Raw genomic sequence first — 18,340 nt, forward strand, 5'->3', positions numbered from 1 at the left:
CGCCTAATGCGCTTCCAGCCAGGTTTCCCCGAAGCCCATATCCACTACCAGGGGGACGGCGAGTTCATAGGCGCTCTCCATCTCCGATTTGATCAGGGCGCTCACCGTATCGGCTTCTTCCCGGTAGCAGTCAAAGACCAGTTCGTCGTGGACCTGCAGGAGCATCCGGGTTTTGAAGTTGCCTTCCCGCAGCTTTTGGTAGATCCGGATCATCGCAATCTTGATAATGTCGGCCGCGCTTCCCTGAATCGGGGCGTTGACGGCGTTCCGCTCGGCAGCACCCCGAACCACGGCGTTGCTGCCATTGATGTCCTTGAGGTAGCGACGGCGGCCCAGGACGGTCTGTACGTAGCCGTGCTCCCGGGCAAAATCGATCTGGTCGCTGATATAGTTCCGAAGTTTCGGGTACGTTTTGTAATACGTGTCGATCAATTCCTTGGCCTCGGTGCGGCTGAGGTTCGTCTGGTTGCTCAGCCCAAAGGCTGACACCCCGTAGATGATCCCGAAATTAACCGTTTTGGCGTTCGACCGCTGCTCCCGGGTCACCTCTTCCAGGGGGACCTGGAATACCTGGGCGGCGGTCGCTGCGTGGATGTCTTCGCCCCGTTTGAAGGATTCAATCATCGTGTCCTCCTCGCTCAGGGCCGCGATGATCCGGAGTTCGATCTGGGAGTAATCTGCGGCCAGTAATTGGTACTCCGGGCTGCGCGGGATAAAAGCTTTCCGGATTTGCCGGCCCCGTTCGGTGCGGATCGGGATATTCTGCAGGTTCGGGTTGTTGCTGCTCAGCCGGCCGGTAGCCGCCACGGTCTGCATGTAGTCTGTATGCACCCGGCCGGTGGACGGCGCCACCTGCTGTGGCAGGGCATCCACATAGGTGCTCTTGAGTTTGGTCAGGCCCCGGTAGTCCAGGACCATCTGTACAATTTCGTGCTCCTTGGCCAGGCCGGAAAGCACGTCTTCCGCGGTGGAGTATTGCCCGGTCCGCGTTTTCTTGGGTTTGTCCACCAGCTTCATTTTATCGAAGAGGATTTCCCCGAGTTGTTTGGGCGACCCGATGTTGAATTCTTCCCCGGCTGCTTCGTAGATCTTTCCCACCAGGCCTTCGATATCCTTTTCGAGCTCCCCGGAGAGTTTCTCCAGAAAACCCGTATCCAGGTTGATGCCCTCGAGCTCCATGTCGGCCAGCACCCGCAACAACGGGATTTCGATTTCCTTGAAAAGTTCTTCGGTCTGGGCCTCCCGGAGTTCCGGCCCAAAGAGCTGGGCGAGCTGGAGCGTGATATCCGCATCCTCCACGGCGTACTCGGTCTGGTCCTCCAGGGGGACGTCCCGCATGCTCAGTTGGTTCTTGCCTTTTTTGCCGATCAGGTCGCTGATGGGGACCGGGGTGTAATTCAGGTAGGTTTCGGCCAGCACGTCCATGTTGTGCCGCATATCCGGGTTGATCAGGTAATGCGCCAGCATCGTGTCGAATAGCGGCCCCCGTACCGGAATTCCATAGGTGCTGAGCACCTTGATGTCGTACTTGAGGTTCTGCCCCACTTTTTCAATGGTGTCCGACTCAAAGAACGGCCGGAGTTCTTCGAGGACTTCCCCAGCGGCTTCCCGGCCTTCCGGTACGGGCAGGTAAAATCCTTTATGGGCCTCCCAGCTAAAGGCAATCCCCACGAGCTCCGCCTCAAGCGGGTCCAGGGAGGTGGTCTCTGTGTCAAAACAAACGCGGTTTTGCGCCATGAGGCTTTTCAGGAATAATTTCCGCTCCATGCCGTCTCCCACGGCCTGGTAGAGGTGGGATACATCTTTGATGGTCTTACGGCCCGAATAGGCTTCCACCTGCTCCCCCTTGGCGTCCGCCTCAAAGAGGGAAAACTGCCCGCTGCCCGCTTCGCGGTTTTGTTTTTTTGCCGTTTCCGTGGTGCCAACGGCCGGGCCGCTCTCGGTCTCCCCTGAAAAGAGTTTGAGGAATTGGTCCCGGAGCCTGCGAAATTCCAGTTCTTCAAACAGCTCCTGTACTTTCTGGCTGTCCGGCATACTCAGTTCAAAGTCTTTTTCGTCAAAGGTGACGTCGCAATCCACGCAAATGGTGGCCAGTTTCTTGGAGAGTTTGCCGAGCTCCGCGTTTTCGATGATCCGCTCTTTCATCTTCCCCTTGAGCTGTTCCGTGTTTTCAAGCAGGCCTTCCAGGGATCCGAACTGGTCGATGAATTTCTTGGCGGTCTTGTCGCCGACCCCCGGGAACCCCGGGATGTTGTCGCTGGCATCCCCCATCATCCCCAAATAGTCGATCACCTGTTCGGGACGCTCCACCCCAAAGCGTTTCTGGACCTCGGGAATGCCCCAGATCTCAATTCCGTTCCCCATGCGCGCCGGGCGGTACATAAAGGTGTTTTCGGTCACCAGTTGCCCGAAATCCTTATCCGGGGTGACCATATAGACCTGGTATCCCTGCGCCTCGGCCTGGCGGGCCAGGGTGCCGATGATGTCGTCCGCTTCCAGGCCGCTGCGTTCAATGCAGGGGATGTGCATGGCCTTGAGAATATCCTGGATCCAGGGGACGGCTACCCGTATGGCATCCGGGGTTTCGTCCCGGTTTGCCTTGTATTCCGGGAAGAGTTCGGTGCGCTCCGCACTGCCGTCCTTGTCAAAACATACGGCCAGGTGGTCGGGTTGTTCGCGGCGGATCACGTCGAAAAGCGAATTCATGAACCCCATGATCGCCGAGGTATCCATGCCCTTGGAATTGATGCGGGGATTCTTGATCAGCGCGTAGTACCCCCTGAAGATCAAAGCATAGGCATCGAGCAGGAACAGGCGTTTTTTCTCAGACATGGATGGCGGTTTTATGGTGGTTTAAAACTACTAAGATTCTCAGGATTTCAGGTAGGTTTCGCTCGGGATGTTCCGGTGTCCTTCCCCGTTGTAAAGCCGGTAACTGAAGCCGGGGTGAATGCAATACGCGCCGGTTTGCCCCTGTTTGTTCAGGGCGATAAACCCGATTTGGAAATCGGTGCGTCCCCGGTTCTTTGCCATGATGCGGCGAACGCCTTCCTCGCAGGCCTGCTGGGGGGACATTCCCTGGCGCATCAGTTCGACGATCAAAAAACTCCCCACAGTCCGGATTACCTCCTCGCCCAGGCCGGTGGCGGTGGCCCCGCCCACCTCATTGTCCACGTACAGCCCGGCGCCGATGACCGGGGAATCCCCGACGCGCCCCCGCATTTTAAAGGCCAGGCCGCTGGTGGTACAGGCGCCGCAAATATCCCCGGCCCAGTCCATGCAGAGCATGCCGATGGTGTCGTGGTTCTCGATATTGATAATGGGTTGATATTCCGCGGTCTCTTTCCACTCCTCCCAATCGCTGCGGGAAGCTTCCGTGAGCAACTCCCGCTTTTCGAAACCCTGGTCCCGGGCAAACTGGGCCGCACCTTCCCCGATCAGGATGACGTGGGGGGTTTCCTCCATCACTTTCCGGGCCACGGATACCGGGTGGACGTAGCCTTCCAGGCCCATTACCGAGCCGCAATTTCCGTTGGCATCCATGATGCACGCATCCAGGGTCACGAAACCGTCCCGATCCGGCCGCCCGCCCAGCCCCACCGTCTGGTTCCCTGCATTGGCCTCCTCCACCCGGACGCCTGCTTCGGATGCATCCAGGGCATTGCCCCCCGCGTTCAGCACGGACCAGGCTTTTTCCGTGGCGTTCCCGAAATCCCAGGTGCAGAGGGCAACAGGGCCCGGTGCAGGAGGGGTCCCTGCCAGGTTGGCTTCTCCGTGGGAGGCCGGATGATCCCGGCATCCCGCCAGGGTCGCAGCGCCGATGAGGCCGGCTGACCCCAGGGAGGAATTTTTTAGGAATTTTCTTCTGTGCATGGTTTGAAGCGGTTATTTTAGGATCCTAAAGATACGTATTTATGCTTGTTGAGGTTTGCGCCAATTCGGTGGAATCGGCCCGTGCCGCCCAGGATGCAGGGGCCGACCGGGTGGAGTTTTGCAGCGAGTTGGCCGTGGGCGGCATCACCCCGTCACGAGGGCTCCTCGAGGAGGTCCGGCAGGCGGTTTCCATTCCCGTCCACGTCCTGATCCGCCCCCGCAGCGGGGATTTTAATTATTCCCACGCGGAGTTCCGCGCCATGTTAAGCGATATACGCCATTGCGTGGGGATGGGGTTTGAGGGAATTGTCAGCGGTTGCCTGCAGCCGGACGGGCGGGTAGATGTGGCCCGGACCCGGGAACTCCTCGGAGCAACCGGGAACGCCCGGTTTACCTTCCACCGCGCCTTCGACCGGAGCACGGATCCCCATGCGGCCCTGGAAGCCCTGGAGGAGCTCGGCGTACAGACCATCCTGAGCAGCGGCCAGGCCCTTTCGGCTCCGGAAGGCCTCCCGCTTCTCGAATCCCTTCAAAAACGCGCGCGCCGTATCCGGATGATGCCCGGTGGCGGCATCCACCCGGGGAATATCCGCCTCTTCGCCGGCAAGGGATTTGAGGCGGTCCACCTATCCGGCATCCGCAAGGGTCCGGCGAGAGAAACCTATCCGGGCCCGCCCATGAATGCCCCGGGACTGCTTCGGGAAACGAAGCCGCTGGTCTCCGACCCGGAGGTGGTGAAAGCGGTCGTGGACAGCCTGAAAGCGATAGCCGACGGGGGCTAGGAGCCGCCCAAAAAACGGTATATTTGAAAAACGCAACGAATGATCCGCTGGCTGCTTTTTATCCTTGTTTATCTCCTGATTTGCCTCTATACTTTGCAGGCCCTCCGTTCGGGGACACGCCTGCCCTGGATCCATTACCTCTACATCGCCATCACCCTTCTGGTCCTCGGGAATTTTGTCTACCAGTTTACCTGGGGCGAGGCCGAGGGCCGGGTGCTTAGCCGGCCAAAAAGCTACGCCTTTGGTTTCCTGCTGGCCGTCCTGACCTTTAACCTGATCACGATGATATTCCTCTTTTCAGAGGATATTTTCCGGGTGTTGGTGGCGGGCTATCACAAGGTCCTGGGAGGGAAGGGCGAGTTCAGCCTGCCGGGGCGGAGGCGCTTTTTGAGCCTGCTGGCACTGGGGGTGGCCTCCCTGCCTTTCGGGGCGCTGCTCTACGGGATGTATCGGGGGAAGTACAACTTCAAGGTGCTGAAGTACGAGTTGGAATTCAAAGACCTCCCGCTGGCTTTCCACGGCTACCGGATTACGCAGATTTCCGACGTGCACAGCGGCAGCTTCGACAACTGGCCCCGGATATCCTACGGGGTGGACCTCATTAACCAGCAGGAAAGCGATGTGATATTCTTTACGGGCGATCTGGTGAATAACAAAGCGTCCGAAATGGATCCCTGGAAGGATCTGTTTTCCCGGCTCCGAGCACCCGACGGGGTATATTCCATCCTCGGGAACCACGATTACGGGGATTACGTGGAATGGGAGTCGGAGGAACTCAAGGCCCAAAATCTGGAAGACCTGAAGGCGCTGCAGCGGGAGATGGGCTTCGACCTGCTGCTGAACGAGCACCGTTACCTGCAGCGGGGGGATGACCGGATCGCCCTGGTAGGCGTGGAAAACTGGGGTCGCGGGGGGTTCAAGAAAGCCGGCGATTTGCGGCAGGCCACGCAGGGTATAAGGGAAAACGATTTCAAGATTTTGCTCAGCCACGACCCTTCCCACTGGGAAGACAAGGTCATCCACGACCCGATGCACTTCCACCTGACCCTGAGCGGCCACACCCACGGCATGCAATTCGGTATTGAGATTCCCGGCCTGGTTAAATGGAGCCCGGTGAAATGGCGCTACCGCTACTGGGCGGGCATTTACGAAGAGCTTGGGCAGTTCATCAATGTGAACAGGGGGTTCGGTTTCCTCGGGTATCCGGGCCGGGTGGGCATCTGGCCGGAGATTACGGTGATAACGCTGAAAAAAACCGGTTTAACTTGAATTTAACGGCCTGCGCCCTTCAATAACAGGCACTTTCAATTCCCATTTGGCAAAATTTCTTACTTTTGAGCGGTAACCCAATGCCATCTGTATGTCAAAATTCGGTGAACTCATCGATCAGAATCATCCGGTACTGCTGGATTTCTACGCGGAATGGAACGAGCAATCCACCGCCATGCACCCCGTTTTGAGGGACGTGGCCGCCGCCCTGGGCGACAAGGGTAAAGTCATCAAGATAGATGTCGACAAGAACAAGGAACTTTCCCAGGCACTTCGCATCAAAGGCCTGCCCACCCTGATGATCTACAAAAAGGGGGAAATGGTCTGGCGCCAAAGCGGCGAACAGGATGCGAATACGCTGATTGGTATTCTCAACGAATACGTTTAGTTTGATTTGAAAATTTGAAGATTTGCCAATTTGAAGATTGGGAATCTTTCAATAGGAGAATTTGCCGATTTGAAGATGGGCAATCTTTCAAGATGAGGTTTTGTCGATTTGAAGATTGACTAGCTCCCATACTCCCGACATAAAGGTTTAATGACATGAAGTAGTATGTCTTAAGCGTTTCGGATAGCATGTCTTCGGCTGGATTGAACTACCTCAACCAAATTTTCAAATCCTCAAATCCTCAAATCCTCAAATCAATTAGAAATACTATCCGCCGGTACTTCCGTGCGGACATTGTCTTCCATAGTCGTATCCGAAACCGGCATCGTGTCTATCAGGTCCGGGTCGGCCATCTCACCGGGGTCGGCAGGGGGCAGCTGGTCCAGCAGGTTATCCCGGTTCATAAAGGCAATCCGGTCAATCTGCTCATTGAAAATAAGCGTTTCCTTTTCGGCCAGTTCCCGGTCGTTGTTGTCGATCAGGATATTGTTCAGGCGCTTGTAGGCCTCCAGGTCCGAGAGGATTTCCTCTGCCCGTTCGTATTGTTCGTCCAGGGGGATCCCGGCGTAATAGTCGATGCGATCTACGTAAATGCCTTTTAGCTGGTAGTATAGCTCCCGGGCTTTCTCGGTATCTCCCACCTTGTAATACCCGTCCACGAAGGGCTCCACAAAGGTGTAGAATTCAAAGTGTTCCACCGGCAGGTGGGTCATGGCCAGGTCGATGATGTCGCGGGCTTTGTCAATCTTGTTCTCTGCGATCAGCTCCTCCATAAGCCGGGCCAGGTTGGACCGGAAAGAGAGCCCCTGGGAACGCGTCTGTACATCGTGATAGATGTCATCGCTGCCGGAATTCCCCCAGTACCAGTTCATGGCCACGTCGTACATCAGGTCCGTATCGATGCGCCCCAGCTCAAAACTGTTGCGGTTCCCGGTCCGGATCGGCACCAGTTTATAGGCGAGCCCGTCGAGTTGCAGGTATTCCTTCATCCACAGGTATTCCGCCTGGTCAAAGCTGCCGCCAGAGAAATAAATCGGCCGTTTCCAATCGTTGTTGGCGAGGATGTCGAGCATCAATATCCGGTTTTTGGGCAGTACTCCCGGCAGGTCGATGTCGATGTAGTCCACGATCAGCGCGGAGTCCTTTTCCTTGACCAGGCCCGAAGCCAGGACGTTTTCCTTGTTTACGGGCACCCGGATTTTATTGGTGGGGTAGAAGACGGTTTCCAGGGTGCTTTCGGGGTATTCCGAAGTATCCGCGCCGATGCGCTGCAGGTAGGAGCGCAGTTTGGTTTCCGGCCGGTCGCTGGCAATCCAGTTCATGAAATCCTTAATGTCCCACCGGTTTTCCGTAAGCTGCTGGTGGTAGATCACATCCCGGTTCCCGTAGCGGTAGAGGTTGTGCGTGAGCTGGGAGGGGATCGGGTCGCTTTCGTAGGCCTTTCGCTTCATCTGGTCCACGTACCAGTCCGTGGCAAACAGGCTTGTACAAATAATGCGGACGTCCGTGCGGTACTTTTCGATTTCCTGCACATACCACAGCGGGAAGGTATCGTTGTCCCCGATGGTGAAGAGCATGGCCCCCGCATCTTCCTGGCAACTGTCCAGGTAGGCCATGGCCGTGGATTTGGCGGTGTAGCGGCCGGAGCGGTCGTGGTCGTCCCAGTTTTGGGCCGCCATCAACAGCGGTACGGCCAGCAGGCAGATGGCGGTAACGGCCGGCGCCCAGATTTTCGGTTTCACCCAGCGCTTGAATTCTTCAAACAGGGCCAGTACGCCCAGCCCGATCCAGATGGCAAAAACGTAAAACGACCCCACCAGCGAATAATCCCGCTCCCGGGGTTGGAAAATGTAGGGGTTCGTATAGAACTGTATCGCGATGCCGGTAAAAAGGAAGAAGACCAGGAGTACCCAGAATTGCCTCGGATTGCGCGAAAGCTGGAATACCAGGCCGATGATCCCGAGCAGCAGCGGGAGGAAGTAGTAGGTATTCCGACCCTTGTTGTCCAGTTTGTCCTGTGGCAGGTTCTCCTGGCTGCCCAGCCGGAGCGCGTCGATAAACCCGATCCCGCTCAGCCATTCGCCATTGCCATTGTAGCGGCCCTGCTTGTCGTCCTGTTTCCCGACAAAATTCCACATGAAATAGCGCCAGTACATATAGCCGAACTGGAAGCGCACCATATAGTCCAGGTTCTGGCCGAAACTGGGCGGATGCACCTTGAGGTAGTCCCCGAACCTGCTGAGGAACCCGATGTACTGCCCTTCGTCGATTTCTCCGGAGGCCAGGCCCTGTCGGAGCTGGTTGGCCGCCTGCCGCAATTCGGCGTTGTTTTCGGTAAGGCTGAACTCCAGGGGGCCGAAGTACCGCATGTAGTTCTCCGCGTGCTGGTCGCTCCACATCCGGGGGAGCAGGCCCACGTGTTCCGGGTTTGGCCCGGGCAGGGCTTCCTTGTAATAGTTGACGATCTCGTACTTGCCGAGTTCGTGGTTCTGTTCGTATTTGGGTTCGTCATCCCGGTTTTCCCCGGCCGGGGCAAAGCGGTCCGAATAATAGGTGCCGTAGATGGGGCTGTCCACCCCCGGGTATTGTTCCCGGTTGTAATAGGCCAGCAGCGCCCGGGCGTCTGCCGGGTTGTTCTCGTTGATCACCACGTTGGCATTGGCGCGGATGGGCAGCATGAGCCAGGAGGAAAAGCCGATAAACATAAACAGGCCGCAGAGCACCACCGTATTCGCCTTGATATAATTGTTTTTCCGCGTGTAGCGCAGCCCGTAGTAAAAGGCGCCTGCAAAAAGCAGCCCCATGATGATCGTCCCCGAGTTAAAGGGCAGGCCCACCTCGTTGATAAAGAACACCTCGCTCCATCCAAAGAGCACCAAAACGTAGGTGAGCGAGAATTTGTAGACGAGCATCAGCACGGCTACCACGGCCACGTTGGCCAGGATAAACTTCCAGGGGGTGATGGCATCGCCAATGCGTTTGAAGAAATAGAGCAGGCCGATGGAGGGGATGGCCAGAAACCCCATAAACTGTATCCCGAAAGTAAGCCCCGTTACAAAGGCGATCAGTACCAGGTAGCGGTTGCCCCTCGGGTTGTCCATATTGTCCGTCCACTTCAGGCCCAACCAGAACAGCAGGGACATGACCAGGCTCGCCATGGCGTATACCTCGGTTTCCACCGCATTGAACCAGAAACTATCCGAAAAGGCCAGCGACAGGCAGCCCACCAGGGCGGCCCCGAGAATGGCCATCCCTTTCGCATCCGTAGCCGATTGGTTCCAACCTGTGAGTTTGCGCCCCAGGTTCGTGATGGTCCAGAACATAAACAGCAGGGCAAATGCGGAGGAAACCCCGGACATCATGTTTACCAGAAATGCCACGTTTTCGGGCCCCGGGGCGAACATGGCAAAAAACGCCCCCATCATCTGCATAAATGGGGCCCCCGGCGGGTGGGCCACCTGCAGTTTTGCCGAGGTGGAAATGTACTCCCCTGCATCCCAGAAGCTCCCCGTGGGTTCTGTGGTAATTCCGTAGATTACAAGAGCTACTAAAAAAACAAACCACCCGAGGAGGGTGTCCCACTTATCGAAGTTTTTGGCAAACATGAAGCGTTCCTTTTAAAAGGGTTGGGGCGAATTTAGTAAATAACCCCCACTTCCCCGGGTATTTTTGGTAAAGCTTTAACAGCGTCGGGACCCCTGTTCGGAATCGCTATTTATGGAAAAATTTGTTTGGCGTAAACAAAGTTTGTTTTAAATTTGCAGCCTCTTATGGCACTGGCCTATGGTGTAATTGGCAACACTACTGATTTTGGTTCAGTCATTCTAGGTTCGAGTCCTAGTAGGCCAACGCTCAAAACCCCGGGATACCCCCGGGGTTTTTTATTTTCAACCGGATATCACCCGCTCCAGTAAGTCCCCCACGTAGTAAGCCACCACTGCGGCAGCAGCGCCCAGGGCCAGGACCTCCACCACGGCCCGTAGCATCGGGGTACGGTTCACATAGGCCTTGAGCAGGCCGATAAAAAGGAAGCCGAAACCGGTCAGGATACAAGCCACCAGGAATTGGTTCACCTCCAGCGGGTACAGGTAATCCACTACATACACGAGCAGCGGCACCAGGCCGATTGCCAGAAAGGAGCCAAAAGTTACGGCCCCGATCCGGATGGCCGATTTCCCGGAAGCGGGCTCCAAAGATGCCTCCGGGACCGCATCGGCCCCGGATTTTTGGGCCCCGCGGAGTTTCAGCCGGTTATCCCGCGCCGTATTATGCGAGAGGTAGGCGCCTACCGACATGGCAAACCCGTCTGCGATCAGGTTGGCAAAGCCCAGGATAATGATCACGGCGCTGTCCAGGCTGGCACCTACCGAACCGGCAACCACGGCAAAGGTCGTTACACACCCGTCCATGCCGCCATAGACAAATTCGCTGAGGTAGGCTTCGTATTTTTTGAGAAAGGAGGGTTCCATACGGCGGTTTCTCGGAGTCATCGGTCCGAAAACCGGATTTCACTGACTTGCCGGAAGACATCCGTATCCAGTTTTTTGGATTCTGTATCCAGCAGTTCCGGGTCCACCACCCATTGCATAAAATCGATCAGCGGGACCTGGGTAACCATCCCGCCCTGCACTTCGCGTACCAGGGCTTCGTCCCGCGCGTGCTCCAGCAGTACCTGTTCGAGCTCCTCGTACTGCTGCCGGGCCAGGGCCCAGAATGCGTACGCCCGCACCACGGCGTTCTTATGGGAGGTGAGCAACAGGAGTTCATCCGGGCAGGCCAGCTGGGAGAGCCGGATGAAATTTTCATATTGGCGGGTGGTTTCCCCCGAAAACCCTACGTAACTCCCGTGAATTTCATTCACAACAGCCAGGGAATCCGCAATTGCCGCAATGTGTTCAGGGATTTCCACCTTGGTTAGATCCCCGGTTTCCTCCGTCTTAACCGCGACAACACCGGGGGTCGTCCCCGCGGATACGGACGGCTGCGCCAGACCCGGGAGGGGCAGGCATAGGAGGGCCAGCAAGGCGAAAAAAAGTCGGGTTGGCGTCATAAGTTGCTGCAAATGTACGCACAAGCAGGTCATTCCGCCAAGTAGCGGCAGTCAAAATCCATATGGCAAGTGGCGGCGGATCGTCCTACCGGCCGGATTCCTCCCTTTGTTCTGCATCGTGGGCCCGTTCTGCATCGTAGGCCTGTTCTGAATCATACGCCTCGTCCAGCAGGTCGTATTCCTCGTCGATTTCGTCCAGGAGCGTGGCGGGTTTCTTCTTATCCCGGATCATCGCCCAGGTCATCACCAGGCTGGTGCCAATGATAATAAATAACAGGATGCCGGGGTCAAAGCCGGCCACCTGTGCCTCCGCCGGGATGGCGTAGAAAAGGAGTACGGTGATCAGGCCGCGGGGCGCGATAAACAACTGGGGGGTGAAATCCCGGCCGAAGAACGGCCGCAACAGTATAAAACGGATGGCGTAGATGGACGCCAGGATCAGGAGGCTGATTAGTAAAACGCGGATACTGAGCAGGGAAGACAGCACAATGGTCAGCCCGAAGACCACAAAAAAGAAGGTTCGCACCACAAAGGCGGTCTCCAGGGTGATGATGTGCAGCTCGTGGTAGATTTGCCGGGCGCGCTCCTCGTTGAGGTGTTTACGCAGGGGACCGGCGAAAAACAACTTCATATTGGCGATAACCAGGCCGAAGACCAGGATAATAATCAGCGAACTCAGGTGGAGCTTCTTGCCAATGGCGTAGAGCAGGAGCAATACGGCGATGAGCAGGAATTGTTTTGCCTGGCTCTTAATCCCCTGGAAGATCAGGATAATCCCGTAGCTGGCCGCCAGGGCGATCACCACGGTGAGCACGATGGTCCCTGCGAAACCCGCCGGCCCCACCGCCTCGGCCGGGTTCAGCTGACCGGCCAGGAAATAGAACAGGATGATCCCCGCGATGTCCGAAAATGTGCTTTCATATATGTGGAATTCCTTCTTGTCCGGCGAGAGGCCCCCGACGCTTGGGATGATGATGGCGCTGGAGAGGATGGACAGGGGGGTGGCGTACAACCAGGCCGAGGAGGTGTCCATGCCGGGCACCAGGGCTTCGAGGATCAGGGCGGCCACCCATGTGGAGGCCAGCAGGCCCGTCAGGGCGATAAACAGGGCCTTGAGGATGGGCCACACCTTGTCCCGCCGGAGTTCGAGTTCCAGGGCGGCTTCCAGTACAATCATAATGAGGCCGACGATCCCGAGTACTTCAAGGGCCCCGAAGAGGTCCGGCAGGGAGGCGCCGAAAAGCTGCAGGCTGTATTGTATCACCACCCCGAGTACGATGAGCATCAGGACGGAGGGAATGCTCGTGCGCCTGGCGAGGCCATTGAACCAGAAGGAGAGGATCAGGACGACCGATGCGGCGATGATCAGGTTGTAGGAGGTGAAAAGTTCCATGGACTTCGGATGGGTTGGCAGGGTAAAGATACCGGATTTCGGCGGCCCTATATACTTAAAACTTAGGTGGGAACATTTTAGTATATCAGAGAAAAAGTCATATATTTGCACCACTTATAGAATAAATGGTTATTCAATGAGGGGACTAGCGGTCCCCTCTTTTGTTGCCAGTAAGTAAATGAAGGACGGCACCATGGAAGGCAATCGACTGCAAAAGCGCGTGAGCGAACTGCTGGAAGAGGCCCTCGCGGCCCGGCCGGAATTGTTCTTGATCGAACTGAAAGTAAACCCGGACCAGTCCATCCAGATCACCCTGGACGGGGATGAAGGCATCAGCCTGCAGGATTGTATGGACATCAGCCGGGCCGTGGAGCACTCCCTGGACAGAGACGAATTCAATTTTTCACTGGAAGTCGGTTCTGCCGGGGCTACTGCGCCTTTGCTGATGCCCCGGCAGTTCCGGAAGCACATTGGCCGCAAGCTGGCCGTGCGCCGGGCCGGGAAGGAAGTGCAGGGCACCCTGACGGCAGCGGATGAGAAGGACATCACCCTGAGCTGGAAAGCGCGGGAGCCCAAGCCGGTTGGCAAGGGGAAACATACCGTTCGGAAGGAGGAAATCATTCCGCATTCCGAAATTGAACAGGCAAAAGTTGTTTTAAAATTTTAACGGCAGATTGAAAAAATGGAAAATCTCGCATTGATCGAATCATTCTCCGAGTTCAAGGACGACAAGTTCATTGACCGGGTAACGCTTATGGCTATCCTGGAGGAGGTATTCCGGGCGGCTTTGAAGCGCAAGTTTGGCTCCGATGACAATTTTGACATCATCATCAACCCCGATAAGGGGGACCTCGAAATCTGGCGGAACCGCGTAGTGGTCCCGGACGGGGAGGTAGAAGAGCCCAACGAGGAGATCTCCCTGTCGGAAGCCCGCAAGATCGAGCCCGATTTTGAGGTAGGGGAAGACGTGTCGGAAGAAGTGAAGCTCATCGACCTGGGGCGTCGCTCCATCCTGGCCCTGCGGCAGAACCTGATCGCCAAGATCCACGAACACGACAACACCACCATTTACAAGCAGTTCAAGGACCTGGAAGGCGAAATTTACACCGCGGAGGTACACCATATCCGCCACAAGGCAATCATCCTGCTGGACGATGAGGGCAACGAACTGATCATGCCCAAGGAAAAGCAGATCCCTTCCGATTTTTTCCGCAAGGGCGACAACGTCCGCGGGATCATCGAAAGCGTGGAGCTCAAGGGCAACAAGCCGTTGATCATCATGTCGCGCACCTCGCCTAAATTCCTCGAGCAGCTTTTCCACCAGGAAATCCCCGAAGTTTTCGACGGGCTCATCACCATCAAGAAGGCGGTCCGGATCCCGGGCGAGAAGGCCAAGGTGGCGGTGGATTCCTACGACGACCGGATTGACCCGGTTGGGGCTTGCGTGGGAATGAAGGGTTCCCGTATCCACGGGATTGTCCGCGAGTTGGGCAACGAGAACATCGACGTGATCAACTGGACGAATAACCCGCAGCTGATGGTCACCCGGTCCCTGAGCCCGGCCCGCGTCACCCAGGTGAAACTGAACGATGAAAATATGACGGCCCAGGTTTACCTGAAGCCGGAGGAAGTCTCCAAGGCCATCGGCCGCGGGGGCCACAACATCCGCCTGGCCGGCCAGCTGACCGGTTATGAGATTGACGTGTACCGCGAGGGCGTTGAAGAGGATGTGGAGCTCACCGAGTTCCGCGACGAGATTGAGGAGTGGATTATCATGGAGCTGCGTAAAATCGGCCTGGACACGGCCCGTGCCGTGCTCGAACAGGACGTCGAAGACCTGGTAAAACGCACCGATCTGGAGGAGGAAACCATTTTAGATGTGATCCGGATCCTCAAAGAAGAATTTGAAGATTAAGCTATATATTAGCACTTTTATTGTAAGAACGAAGGATTTCTATGGCAGAAAACGCAACCATAAGGCTTAACAAAGTCCTTAGAGAACTCAATATATCGCTGGACAGGGCGGTGGACTACCTGGCCTCTCAGGGGCATGAGGTAGAGGCCCGGCCTACGACCAAAATTTCCGGCGAAGTATACCAGGTTTTGCTGGATGAGTTCCGCTCGGACAAGAGCAAAAAGGTTGCCTCCAAGGAAGTAGGGGAGGAGAAGCGGAAGGAGAAGGAAGCGCTTCGTCAACAACTGGAACAGGAACAGGAAGAGAAGCGGTTGGCGCGGGAAAAGCGCCAGTCGCGGACGGAAGTCGTCAGGGCCAAGGCCGATCTGGCCGGCCCCACCCAGGTGGGGAAAATCGACCTGGAAGCGACCAAAAAGCAGGGGGCGCCCACTGAAAAAGAGGAGCCCGCCGCTGAGAAGCCGGTGGAAAAGCCGGCTGAGGAGACGCCCAAGGAGGTTGAAAAACCCGCCGAGGCGCCTGTGGCTGAAACCCCGGCTACCGAAAAGCCGGCGGCTGAAAAACCCGCTGCCGAAAAGCCCGAGGTCATGGAGACCGAGTACAAGAAGCTTTCGGGCCCCAAGATCAAGGACAAGATCGACCTGACCCAGTTCGAGAAGAAAAAGAAAGAGAAGAAGGACGACGGCGACCGCAAACGCCGCCGCCGGAGGATTACCAGCAAAACGGATTCCGGGGCCCGCGGGAAAGCGGGTGGCCGGAAGCAGCGCTTTGCAGCCAACAAGGTAGAGCCTACCGAGGAGGAAGTGCAAAAGCAAGTGCGGGAAACCCTGGAGAAACTGCAGGGGAAATCCAAAAAAGGAAAAGGCGCAAAATACCGCCGCGACAAGCGGGATCAGCACCGCCAGCAGACCGAGAAGGACCTGGAGGCCCAGGAACTGGAGAGCAAAACCCTCAAGGTAACCGAATTCGTCACCGTTGGCGAGGTGGCTACCATGATGGATGTCTCCACCACGGATATTATTTCCGCCTGTATGTCTCTGGGCATCATGGTGACCATGAACCAGCGGCTCGATGCGGAAACCCTGACCATCGTGGCCGAGGAATTCGGCTATGAAGTGGAATTCGTAACCGCCGAGATCGAAGAATCGATCGAAGAAGAGGAGGATGCACCGGAAGACCTGCAGCCGCGGGCACCCATCGTTACCGTTATGGGGCACGTGGACCACGGGAAGACGTCCCTGCTGGACTATATCCGGGAGGAGAATGTGATTGCCGGCGAGAGTGGCGGGATTACCCAGCACATCGGGGCCTACGGGGTGAGCCTGGAGAACGGGCAGAAAATTGCCTTCCTGGATACGCCGGGTCACGAGGCCTTTACGGCCATGCGGGCGCGGGGTGCGCAGGTAACCGACATCGCGATTATCGTAATCGCTGCGGATGACGACATCATGCCGCAAACCAAGGAAGCCATCAGCCACGCTCAGGCCGCCGGGGTACCCATCGTCTTTGCGATCAACAAGGTGGACAAGCCCACGGCCAACCCGGACAAGATCAAGGAAGGGCTGGCGAACATGAACCTGCTCGTGGAAGACTGGGGCGGTAAGATCCAGTCGCACGACATCTCGGCAAAGACCGGGGAAGGGGTTAAGGAGCTCCTGGAAAAAGTATTGCTCGAGGCAGAACTCCTCGAACTTCAGGCCAACCCGGACAAACTCGCTTCGGGTACCGTGGTGGAAGCCTTCCTGGACAAGGGCCGCGGCTATGTTTCCACAGTCCTGGTGACTGCCGGGACCCTGCACATCGGGGACTATGTCCTGGCGGGAACCTGCAGCGGGAAGGTGAAGGCGATGCAGGACGAACGCGGCAAGAACGTGAAGTCCGCGGGCCCCTCAACGCCCATATCCATTCTGGGTCTGGACGGCGCCCCCCAGGCCGGCGATAAATTCAACGTGCTGGAAGACGAGCGCGAGGCGAAGCAGATTGCCTCCAAGCGTTCCCAGTTGCTGCGCGAACAAAACGTGCGCACCCAGCGGCACATTACCCTGGACGAGATCGGGCGCCGGATTGCACTCGGAGATTTCCAGGAACTCAACATCATCCTCAAAGGGGATGTGGACGGATCGGTGGAAGCCCTGTCGGATTCTTTCCAGAAATTGTCTACGGACGAGATCCAGGTCAACATCATCCACAAGGGCGTGGGCGCGATTACCGAATCGGACGTGCTGCTCGCCTCCGCTTCCGACGCAATTATCATCGGCTTTAACGTACGGCCCATGGGGAACGCGCGGGAGGTTGCCGACAAGGAGGAAATCGACATCCGGATGTACTCCATCATCTACGACGCCATCAACGACGTCAAGGATGCCATGGAGGGGATGCTCTCCCCCGAGATCAAGGAGGAGGTTACCGGTACGGCCGAAATCCGCGAGACGTTCAAGATCTCCAAGATCGGGACGATTGCCGGGTGTATGGTTACCAGCGGCAAGGTGTTCCGGAATTCGAATATCCGCCTGATCCGCGACGGCGTGGTGATCTTCACCGGCGAACTCGCTTCCCTGAAGCGGTTCAAGGACGATGTGAAGGAAGTATCCAAAGGGTACGACTGCGGCCTGCAGATCAAGAACTACAACGACATCAAGGAAGGCGATGTCGTGGAAGCCTTCCAGGAAGTGGCGGTGAAGAAGACGCTGTAGGTAATTTGAAGATTTGAAGATTTGCCGATTTGAAGATTAAGCAAATTGAAAACCAGGCAACGTCTCGATTTCGGTGAGTTAAATAACTGGGATTTCCAGTGTCGGGTATCTCGAAGATAGCCTGGAAATTGATGAGCCTGCGTGCGCCGGGCTAGCTTGTAAACGAACGAATAAAAAAGAACCCGGGAGTCCTCATAGGGCCCCGGTTTTTTATTTCTGGGGGTTCGATTTCCTGGATTTTGGAGTAGCTTAATTTTTATACCGCCGGCTTCATCATCACATATTTGTGTGCGCGCAGAACAAATCTCAGCTTGAAATCGCCTATCCCCTGTTCATCTTCAAATTTTCAAATCGGCAAATCTTCAAATCAATTACCGATCTCCAGGCCTTAGCAGCAGGGCCCCGGGAAACTTCTTGCGGACTTCCCGGAATTCGCGCTCGGCTTCAAGCCGCTCCCGGAATCGACCCACTTGCACCCGGTAGGTGGGGGAATCAAATACGATCTTGGCTGTCCACTGGGGAAATTCCTGCTCCACTTCGTCCTTGAGTTCCTCGGCCAGGGAATAGGAGCCGAAACCCACTTGGATGGTGTAGAAATCCGTCTCGCTGTTGCTTTTGGTGTAGATTTCGAGCAACCTGCCTATTTCCGGGTCCTGTTCGATAGTGACCCGGCCGCTTTGGGCAAAGAGCCCGGCAGTTGACATCAGGAGGATCAACAGGGGGGCGAACCGGTTTCTCATAGTGGTGAAAGTGTGACTTTTAGTGAGGCTAAAGGTACCTTTTTTACGGCTTTTTAAGCTACTGAAATACATTATTTAGAACCTTTATAAATTAGAAATTATAAAACCTTTAAGATTTCCAAAATAAAGTCTATGTCGTATTTTTGCTGACAATTTGGGCGCAATTTTAACGGTCTGAATTGGCAGTATTTTTTGAGTTTTTCAACCAGCCGATTCCTACCACAAGGCCAGCAACCACGG

13 protein-coding genes and 1 tRNA gene are annotated in these 18,340 nt (G+C 56.3%); 7 read left to right on the top strand and 7 right to left on the bottom strand.

The features are described 5' to 3' along the window. Positions 1-3 precede the first annotated feature (3 nt). Positions 4-2,832, bottom strand: a complete 2,829-nt coding sequence (gene polA / locus AC3DKS_RS06090) for a DNA polymerase I (protein ID WP_272607613.1) — start codon at positions 2,830-2,832, stop codon at positions 4-6. A 39-nt stretch (positions 2,833-2,871) separates the two neighbouring features. Further along, positions 2,872-3,873, bottom strand: coding sequence for an isoaspartyl peptidase/L-asparaginase family protein (locus tag AC3DKS_RS06095; protein ID WP_012813679.1), 1,002 nt, complete (start codon positions 3,871-3,873; stop codon positions 2,872-2,874). Positions 3,874-3,914: 41 nt separating this feature from the next. Between AC3DKS_RS06095 and AC3DKS_RS06100 the strand changes: the two genes are divergently transcribed. The 3 genes from AC3DKS_RS06100 to AC3DKS_RS06110 all read left to right on the top strand — a co-directional run bounded on the left by AC3DKS_RS06100 (position 3,915) and on the right by AC3DKS_RS06110 (position 6,312). Further along, the gene (locus AC3DKS_RS06100; RefSeq protein WP_420592521.1) at positions 3,915-4,655 is read left to right on the top strand and encodes a copper homeostasis protein CutC; all 741 of its coding nucleotides are present in this window, start codon (positions 3,915-3,917) and stop codon (positions 4,653-4,655) included. 39 nt (positions 4,656-4,694) lie between these two features. Beyond that, the gene (locus AC3DKS_RS06105) at positions 4,695-5,924 is read left to right on the top strand and encodes a metallophosphoesterase (protein ID WP_012813677.1); all 1,230 of its coding nucleotides are present in this window, start codon (positions 4,695-4,697) and stop codon (positions 5,922-5,924) included. 91 nt (positions 5,925-6,015) lie between these two features. After that, positions 6,016-6,312, top strand: a complete 297-nt coding sequence (locus AC3DKS_RS06110) for a thioredoxin family protein (protein WP_012813676.1) — start codon at positions 6,016-6,018, stop codon at positions 6,310-6,312. A gap of 254 nt (positions 6,313-6,566) precedes the next feature. Here the strand turns inward: AC3DKS_RS06110 and AC3DKS_RS06115 are convergent, their stop codons facing one another. Next, positions 6,567-9,917 (bottom strand): glycosyltransferase family 117 protein, encoded by a 3,351-nt coding sequence (locus AC3DKS_RS06115; RefSeq protein WP_474731636.1) that lies wholly within the window; start codon positions 9,915-9,917, stop codon positions 6,567-6,569. A 172-nt stretch (positions 9,918-10,089) separates the two neighbouring features. Between AC3DKS_RS06115 and AC3DKS_RS06120 the strand changes: the two genes are divergently transcribed. Continuing rightward, a tRNA-Gln gene (locus AC3DKS_RS06120) sits at positions 10,090-10,161 on the top strand. Between the two features lie 38 nt (positions 10,162-10,199). On the opposite strand, the gene AC3DKS_RS06125 is transcribed toward AC3DKS_RS06120, so the two are convergent. The 3 genes from AC3DKS_RS06125 to AC3DKS_RS06135 all read right to left on the bottom strand — a co-directional run bounded on the left by AC3DKS_RS06125 (position 10,200) and on the right by AC3DKS_RS06135 (position 12,755). After that, a complete protein-coding gene (locus tag AC3DKS_RS06125; RefSeq protein WP_272607611.1) occupies positions 10,200-10,781 on the bottom strand; it encodes a VIT1/CCC1 transporter family protein in 582 nt (193 codons plus the stop codon). A gap of 17 nt (positions 10,782-10,798) precedes the next feature. Continuing rightward, positions 10,799-11,362, bottom strand: coding sequence for a hypothetical protein (locus AC3DKS_RS06130; protein ID WP_272607610.1), 564 nt, complete (start codon positions 11,360-11,362; stop codon positions 10,799-10,801). Between the two features lie 85 nt (positions 11,363-11,447). Further along, positions 11,448-12,755: a cation:proton antiporter domain-containing protein gene (locus tag AC3DKS_RS06135; protein ID WP_272607609.1), complete on the bottom strand. Its 1,308-nt coding sequence runs from the start codon at positions 12,753-12,755 to the stop codon at positions 11,448-11,450. A gap of 193 nt (positions 12,756-12,948) precedes the next feature. Here AC3DKS_RS06135 and rimP point away from each other — a divergent pair, with 193 nt between their 5' ends. The 3 genes from rimP to infB are packed head-to-tail and all read left to right on the top strand — an operon-like array spanning position 12,949 to position 17,360. Continuing rightward, positions 12,949-13,422, top strand: coding sequence for a ribosome assembly cofactor RimP (gene rimP, locus AC3DKS_RS06140; RefSeq protein WP_272607608.1), 474 nt, complete (start codon positions 12,949-12,951; stop codon positions 13,420-13,422). A gap of 15 nt (positions 13,423-13,437) precedes the next feature. Further along, positions 13,438-14,670, top strand: a complete 1,233-nt coding sequence (gene nusA, locus AC3DKS_RS06145) for a transcription termination factor NusA (RefSeq protein WP_012813670.1) — start codon at positions 13,438-13,440, stop codon at positions 14,668-14,670. Positions 14,671-14,711: 41 nt separating this feature from the next. Further along, a complete protein-coding gene (gene infB / locus AC3DKS_RS06150) occupies positions 14,712-17,360 on the top strand; it encodes a translation initiation factor IF-2 (RefSeq protein WP_474731634.1) in 2,649 nt (882 codons plus the stop codon). Positions 17,361-17,731: 371 nt separating this feature from the next. On the opposite strand, the gene AC3DKS_RS06155 is transcribed toward infB, so the two are convergent. Beyond that, a complete protein-coding gene (locus AC3DKS_RS06155) occupies positions 17,732-18,100 on the bottom strand; it encodes an SPOR domain-containing protein (protein WP_012813668.1) in 369 nt (122 codons plus the stop codon). Positions 18,101-18,340: the final 240 nt, after the last annotated feature.

The sequence above is a fragment of the Robiginitalea sp. genome, assembly GCF_982776155.1.